This is a genomic window from Mycobacterium sp. 852002-51057_SCH5723018 (assembly GCF_001667035.1).
Lineage (GTDB): Bacteria > Actinomycetota > Actinomycetes > Mycobacteriales > Mycobacteriaceae > Mycobacterium.
On record NZ_LZIR01000094.1, the window covers coordinates 1 to 7,004 of the forward strand.

Consider the following 7,004-nt stretch of genomic DNA (forward strand, 5'->3'; position numbering starts at 1 on the left):
CGGCTTCCTCGGGGCCGTGGTTGCCGGTGTATTGGTGGCGGCGATCGGCGCGCGCCTCAGGAGAGCCCGATGAGATCGCGGCTGACCGGCTTCGGCCCGGCCAGCAATCGGCGCGTCGTCGGGATCTTGGTCATTTTCTTCCTGGCAGTGGCGGGCTGGGCGGTGGGCGGCTTCCTTGGCGCGGCGGTGGCCGTGGTGCTCGGTGTCGCAGTGGTGTTCGTGCGATGGTGGGGGCAGCCGGCGTGGTCCTGGGCGGTGCTGGTGCTGCGCGGCCGGCGTCCGATCACCTGGAGTGACCCAATCACCGTGGCCACCAACCGATCCGGCGGCGGGGTGCGGGTCGAAAACGGCTTGGCGGTGGTGGCCGTGCAATTGCTCGGCAGAGCGCACCGCGCGACCACGGTGACCGGGTCGGTGACCGTCGAGACCGAGAACGTCATTGACGTCACGGAACTGGTGCCGATGCTGCGGCATCCGCTGGGCCTGGAACTCGAATCGATCAGCGTCGTGTCTGTCGGGTCGCGGTGCGGCAACCTCGGTGACTATCCGCGGGTGTATGACGCCGAGATCGGCACACCGCCGTATGCGGGGCGGCGCGAAACCTGGTTGATCGTGCGGCTGCCGGTGATCGACAACACGCATGCGTTGCGATGGCGGACGACCCTGGGGGTCACCGCGATTTCGGCGGCGCAGCGGATCGCCGGCTTGCTGCGCTGTAATGGGTTGCGCGCCAAGGTCGCCACCGCGACCGACCTGATCGAGCTCGATCGGCGGCTCGGTTGGGACGCGGTGTCGGGCAAGGCGCAAAAATGGAAAGCCATCCGCGGGGAAGCCGGATGGATGACGACATATGCCTATCCGGCAGAGGCGATCAACTCCCACGTCCTTGCCCAAGCGTGGACGCTCCGGGCGGACGAGGTCATCCAAAACGTGACGGTGTTCCCCGAAGGAACCTGCACCGCGACGGTCACGGTGCGCACCCCCACCCAGTCGCCCAGCCCGCCCAGCGTCATCCTGCGTCGACTCAACGGCGAGCAAACCGCGGCGGCGGCCGCCAACATGTGCGGCCCGCGTCCATACCTGCGCGGTCTGCGGCGCAGCGCCCTGCCAGGCCAGCTGATGGTCGAAATCGGGCCGTCGGGTGTGTTGGTCGGCAAGCTGAGCAACGGGGACCGGCTCATGATTCCGGTCACCGACGCCGGTGAACTCAGCAGGGTCTTCGTTGCTGCCGACGACGCCATCGCCAAACGGATCGTGATCCGCGCCGCCGGGGCCGGCGAGCGGGTCTGCGTGCACACCCGCGACCAAAAGCGCTGGGCCAGCGTGCGAATGCCCGCGATAAGCGTGGTCGGCACCTCACGGCCCGCGCCACGCACCACCGTCAGCGTCGTCGAATATATTCCTCGCGCCGGCCAAGGCATCGGTGCGCCCGAAGGGGGCGCCGGCGACATCGCGATCTCGCCCGCGCCGCGGCCGGCCACGGTGATCACCGTCGCGCCGCCGGGCACCAGGCTTCCCGACGGGCACGGGCATGCGTTCGAGGTCACTATCGAGCAGGTCAGCGGATCGATGGTGAAAGTTACTGCGGCGGGCCAGCATTGGCTGGCTGACATGGATCTGTTCCGTGCGGAGCACCGGTATGTCAACCTTGAATCAGTCGCGATGTCGTTCGCCAACTAGCGAGCCGATAACGTGGATCTGGGGCGTATGAGCGGCGTGGAGGATGGGGTAGGCAATGGGCGATTTGCTCACGGCGCGTAAGCATTTCGACCGCGCCATGGCGATCAAGGAGCGGCATGGACGTGCGGCCGCGTTGCCCGAGTTCGTCGCCGCCACCGAGGCCGACCCGTCGATGGCCGACGCCTGGCTGGGACGCATCGCAAGCGGCGACAACGACTTGGCATCGCTGAAACGGCTCAACCACCACCGAGAGTGGCTGCACCGTGAGACCACCCGGATCGGCCGGACCCTGGCCGCCGAGATGCAGTTGGGTCCCTACATCGGCATCACGGTGACCGACGCATCGCAAGTGGGCCTCGCGCTGGCGTCGGCGCTGACCATCGCCGGCGAGTACGACGAGGCCGAAAAGGTCCTGGCCAACCGCGAACTGCTGGATTCGTGGGGCAACCATCAGTGGCACCAGCTGGCACGAGCGTTTTTGATGTACACCACGCAGCGCTGGCCGGAGGTGTTGTTGACCGCCGCCGAGGAGCTGCCGCCCCAGGCGATCATCATGTCGGCGGTGACGGCGTCGATCTGTGCGCTGGCGGCCCACTCCGCCGCCCATCTCGGTCAGGGCCGGGTGGCCCTGGACTGGCTGGACCGCGTCGACGTGATCGGCCAGAACACGTCCTCGGCGCGGTTCGGCGCCGAGGTGCTGACCGCATCCATCGGCCCCGCCGACATTCCGCTGCTTGTTGCCGACCTGGCCTATGTGCGGGGCATGGTGCACCGCCAGCTCGGCGAGGAGGATCGCGCCCAAGTCTGGCTATCGAAGGCCACCATCAACGGGGTACTGACCGACCCCGCCAAGGCCGCACTGGCCGACCCGAACCTGCACCTGGTCGTGACCGACGAACAAACCATCGCCAGTCGCACCGACAAGTGGGATGCCTCGACGGCAAAGAGTCGCGAGCAACTCGACGACGCCGACGCGGCGGAGCGGCGCGCCCCCCTGCTGGCCGAGGGCCGCGCGTTGTTGGCGAAACAGGTTGGCCTGGCAGCGGTCAAGCAGGCGGTCTCGGCGCTGGAAGACCAGCTCGAAGTCCGCATGATGCGCCTCGAGCACGGGCTGCCGGTGGAGGGTCAGACCAACCACATGCTGCTGGTGGGGCCACCCGGCACGGGCAAGACGACCACCGCCGAAGCGCTGGGCAAGATCTATGCCGGCATGGGGATCGTGCGCCACCCCGAAATCCGCGAGGTCCGCCGATCGGACTTCTGCGGCCATTACATCGGGGAGTCCGGCCCCAAGACCAACGAGCTGATCGAAAAGTCGCTTGGCCGAATCATTTTCATGGACGAGTTCTACTCGCTGATCGAACGCCACCAGGACGGCACACCGGACATGATCGGCATGGAGGCCGTGAACCAACTCCTGGTCGCATTGGAATCCCACCGGTTCGACTTCTGTTTCATCGGCGCGGGCTATGAGGACCAGGTGGATCAGTTCCTCACGGTGAACCCGGGTTTGGCTGGTCGGTTCAACCGCAAGCTGCGCTTCGAGTCCTACTCGCCGGCCGAGATCGTCGAGATCGGAAACCGCTACGCCGCGCCGCGGGCCAGCCTCCTCGACGACGGTGCGCGGGAGACGTTTCTGGACGCCGCCACGACGATCCGCAACTACACCACCCCAGGTGGTCAGCACGGCATCGACGCCATGCAGAACGGCCGGTTCGCCCGCAACGTCATCGAACGCGCCGAAGGATTCCGCGACACTCGGGTGGTCGCGCAAAAGCGCGCCGGCCAGCCGGTGACGGTCGAGGACCTGCAGATCATCACCGCCGCCGACATCGAAGCCGCCGTGCGCAGCGTGTGTTCGGACAACCGCGACATGGCCGCCATCGTCTGGTAGCGAAGCCCGAGCCAGCGCGTCCTCCACGGCGGGTCACCGGGCGCAAGTCAGCTGACGCTGCGATGACGTTGTCCGCTCAGGAATTTTGACCAGGACACCATCTCGGTGCTGTTTGACGATGGGCCCTGCGGTCACGTGGTCGCCGGCTCGAATCGGAACACGGCGACCCGGCCGGCCAGCGCCTCGAATTCGTCGGCCGTGCCGTCGCGCACCATCCCCGAGCGCTTGGCGAAAGACACACCGACCGGCACCTTGACGGAGAACTCTCGCAGCACCGGCCGTGCCTCCTCGGCGGAAAGTTCGACGATCTTGATCTCCCGCGACCGCCGGCCCCGGCTCAGCGTGCCGCTGCCTGCGGCGCGCGCGTTCGCCGCCCAGTCGGCGCCCGGGTAACCGGCCACCACGTAGAGGCCGCCGCGAAATTCAAACGGCGTCATCGGTGTGCTGCGCAGCTGACCGGACTTGCGTCCGGGCACCGTCAGCACCATGGCGGGGCCGGTCGGGATCCCGAGCCGTTGGACCGCCATCATCACCTTGTTCATGGGCTTGAGATAGCGCGGTGGACGTGGTTCTGACATGGTGTCCTGCCTAGGATTTGGTGAACAGGTCGCGGTGCTGCGACACCCATTGGGCGAACGTGGTCGCCGGGCGGCCGAGAATTTTCTCGACGTCGTGGGTGACAAGGGCGGGCTTGTCGAGCGTCTCGGCGAGCATGGCCATGTAGGCGTCGGCGAATTCGGCGCCGAAGCCGATGCTGATGAACCGTTGGCGCACCAGGTCTTTCGGCGCCTCGCGGTACTGCAGGGGGCGACCCAGGACTTCGCCGATGACCTCGACCAGCTCGGTGTTGCTGAACGCTTGCGGACCGGTCAGCGGAATCCGTTGCCCCACAAGGTCATCGGTGAGCAGCGCCCGCGCGGCCACCGCCGCGATGTCACTCTCGACGATCGGGGCGGAGGAAGCCGCCGCGTAGGGCCCGGCGACCACATCGCCGGCGCGAAGCTGCGCCGACCACATGCCGGCGAAGTTCGTCGCAAACACGCTGGGGCGCACGCTCACCCAGTCCAGGCCCGATTCAACGGCGAGTTGTTCGACCTCCCTGTTGCGGTCCCCGCGAAAGCGTGACGGCTGCCGAGAGAAGTCGTCGTCGGCGTTGATCGCCGACAGCGCAACCAGCTTGCTGACTCCGGCCAGCAGGCATTGCGCGACCACCTCGGGGAGCTGCTCGCCCAGTGCGCGGGAATTGAGGAATACCGCCGAGGCTCCCGGCAGCGCGTCGGCCGGCGAGTCGACCACCTCGACGCTGGATGGAAAGCCGGCGGTGTTCGGGGTGCGGCTGACCGCGCGCACGCGGGCGCCCGCGGCGACAAGTTCGGCTATGAGCGGACGCCCTACATTGCCGGTAGCGCCCGTGACGACGATTGTCATGGTGTGGTTCCTTCCGTGAGTTTTCTGCACTGCTCCAAGGACGGGGGCGAAGGTGGGAAAGTTACAGCCGGAATGCGTAACTTTTTGCCGCGGCGGATCGTCGAAGGTTCATGAACGTGTCGCAGTCACCGGGCGCGCAGGTCGCCGAGGCCTGGCGCCGTCACCGTCCGTATCTGGTCAATCTCGCATATCAGATGCTGGGCGATGTCGGAGAGGCGGAAGACGTTGCGCAAGAGGCGTTTCTGCGGCTATCCCGCGCCGATCTGGATCAGATCGACGACGTCCGCGGCTGGCTGACGGTGGTGGCCAGCCGCCTCTGCCTCGACCAGGTGCGGTCGGCCCGGGCCCGCTACGAGCGCCCGGGCGAGGTCGATGAGGTGGCGACGGCGCGCCTGGATCCGGCCGATCGGGTCACCCTCGACGACGAGGTCCGCGCCGCGCTGCTCGAGGTGCTGCGCAGGCTCAGCCCGGGTGAACGGGTCGCCTTCGTGCTGCACGACGTCTTCGGGGTGCCATTCGACAACATCGCGGAGACCGTCGGTCGCCCCATCGGAACCTGCCGCCAGCTGGCCCGGCGGGCCCGGGCCAAAATCACTGCGACACAACCGAAGTTGACCGAGGTAGCCTCCGCCGAGCACCAGCTCGTCACCGAGAAATTCATCACGGCCTGCGCCAACGGCGACATCGCCGGGTTGACCGCGGTGCTGGATCCCGCGGTCTGGGGCGTGGGCACGGTCCTGGCCGACCCGGCGCCGCCGCCGCAGATCAACCATGGGCCGTACGCGGTGGCCACCAACCTGCTGCGCTACCTGGGGCCGGAGGTGACGCTGGTCAGCGGTCCGGCCGGCCAACCGGCGGTGCTGGCCTTCGCCGATCGCCGGCTCTTCGCCGCCGTCGTGCTGACGATCCGCGACGGCCTCGTGACGAAGATCGAGGCCCTCGCCGACCCCTCAGCCCGGGCCGGGGCTTAGGCCTATTGGCGGCGACCCGCTGCGCCCGGCTTGGCCGCTCTTGCGATCGCCGCCCGGATGCCGGGTCGGCGCTTCGTGCGGCCGCGTGGCGAAGTAGCTCGCGACCGTCGCCGTCACCTGGAGTAACTTTCGCCGTGTCGCCGGGGCCATCTCGCCGGTCACGTCGATGATGCCGCCGGGCCGGAGGTGGGGATCGAACGGCACTTCGACCACCGGCTGCCCGTGATCGACGAACTCGCGAGCCAGCAACTCGCGGGTGCGTTTGTCGGCGTGGCCGTCGGAGTCGTTGAGCACCACGATGGTGTGGTGCAGCAGGCGCGTCATGCCTTTTTCCGACAGCCATTCCATGGTCCGCGCGGCGGCGGAGGCGCCATCCGCCCACGGCGAGGACACCACGATCAGCGCATCGAGGTCGCGTAAGACCTCCTGGGTGACCGGTGAGTCCATCGTCGAGCCGCAGTCGATGACCGAGATGGTGAAATGGCGGTCCAGCCGCAGCGCGGCTTCGCGGTAGATCGCGGGATCGAGCACCCGGCGCGGTCCGGACGCCGGTTCGCCGCCGAGCACGTGCAATCCGGCGGGATTGCGGCCCAGGCGCCCAACCACATCCGCGAACGACCGCAGGTTCTTGTCGGACGTCAGCTCCCAGAACGAGCCGGTCGACCGCGGGTCGATCCGGCTGGCCAGCCGGCCGAACGCGGTATCGGCGTCGATCGCCACGACGTGATCTTGGTGGCGCAGCTCGGCGAAAAGTGATCCGACGCTGGCGGCCACCGACGTTTTCCCGACGCCGCCCTTGCCCAGCACGCCGACCTTGTAGTTGCCATGCAGGACGGTTCGGATGGCCGCTTCGTATTCGGCCTCCTGGCGCTGCGCGGCCGAGGGACCCAGCGTGATGAGGCCAAAGGTGGCCAGCCGCAGCAGCCGTCGCCAGCCGCGGTCGGGAAGTTGGGCCGCGGGCGTGGGCACCGGCTCGGGGGCGGCGGCGGTCCAAGGGGCCTGCGGCGGGCCTGGGCCTGCCGGTGACGTGG

The 7,004-nt window shown here is 68.1% G+C and carries 6 protein-coding genes; 3 read left to right on the top strand and 3 right to left on the bottom strand.

What is annotated here, in order from left to right:
- Positions 1-69: 69 nt before the first annotated feature.
- Positions 70-1,680: a type VII secretion protein EccE gene (gene eccE, locus A5764_RS19695; protein WP_067115858.1), complete on the top strand. Its 1,611-nt coding sequence runs from the start codon at positions 70-72 to the stop codon at positions 1,678-1,680.
- A 55-nt stretch (positions 1,681-1,735) separates the two neighbouring features.
- A complete protein-coding gene (gene eccA, locus A5764_RS19700) occupies positions 1,736-3,574 on the top strand; it encodes a type VII secretion AAA-ATPase EccA (protein WP_067115862.1) in 1,839 nt (612 codons plus the stop codon).
- A 131-nt stretch (positions 3,575-3,705) separates the two neighbouring features.
- Here the strand turns inward: eccA and A5764_RS19705 are convergent, their stop codons facing one another.
- Together A5764_RS19705 and A5764_RS19710 are read right to left on the bottom strand one after the other, a co-directional pair.
- Positions 3,706-4,152 carry a nitroreductase family deazaflavin-dependent oxidoreductase gene (locus A5764_RS19705; RefSeq protein ID WP_067115865.1) on the bottom strand — a complete coding sequence of 149 codons (447 nt, stop codon included), beginning with the start codon at positions 4,150-4,152 and terminating at the stop codon, positions 3,706-3,708.
- A 10-nt stretch (positions 4,153-4,162) separates the two neighbouring features.
- The gene (locus tag A5764_RS19710) at positions 4,163-5,002 is read right to left on the bottom strand and encodes an NAD(P)H-binding protein (RefSeq protein WP_067115867.1); all 840 of its coding nucleotides are present in this window, start codon (positions 5,000-5,002) and stop codon (positions 4,163-4,165) included.
- Positions 5,003-5,112: 110 nt separating this feature from the next.
- Here A5764_RS19710 and sigI point away from each other — a divergent pair, with 110 nt between their 5' ends.
- Positions 5,113-5,973, top strand: a complete 861-nt coding sequence (gene sigI / locus A5764_RS19715) for an RNA polymerase sigma factor SigI (protein ID WP_067115870.1) — start codon at positions 5,113-5,115, stop codon at positions 5,971-5,973.
- On the opposite strand, the gene A5764_RS19720 is transcribed toward sigI, so the two are convergent.
- A partial coding sequence (locus tag A5764_RS19720) for a MinD/ParA family protein (RefSeq protein ID WP_369807345.1) occupies positions 5,953-7,004 on the bottom strand: 1,052 nt, incomplete at its 5' end. The two genes, sigI and A5764_RS19720, sit on opposite strands and share 21 nt — an antisense overlap.

Bases quoted from the DNA above. Each gene is read 5' to 3' on its own strand.
- eccA (WP_067115862.1), top strand. From the start codon at position 1,736: ATGGGCGATTTGCTCACGGCGCGTAAGCATTTCGACCGCGCCATGGCG.
- sigI (WP_067115870.1), top strand. From the start codon at position 5,113: ATGAACGTGTCGCAGTCACCGGGCGCGCAGGTCGCCGAGGCCTGGCGC.
- eccE (WP_067115858.1), top strand. From the start codon at position 70: ATGAGATCGCGGCTGACCGGCTTCGGCCCGGCCAGCAATCGGCGCGTC.
- A5764_RS19710 (WP_067115867.1), bottom strand. From the start codon at position 5,002: ATGACAATCGTCGTCACGGGCGCTACCGGCAATGTAGGGCGTCCGCTC.
- A5764_RS19705 (WP_067115865.1), bottom strand. From the start codon at position 4,152: ATGTCAGAACCACGTCCACCGCGCTATCTCAAGCCCATGAACAAGGTG.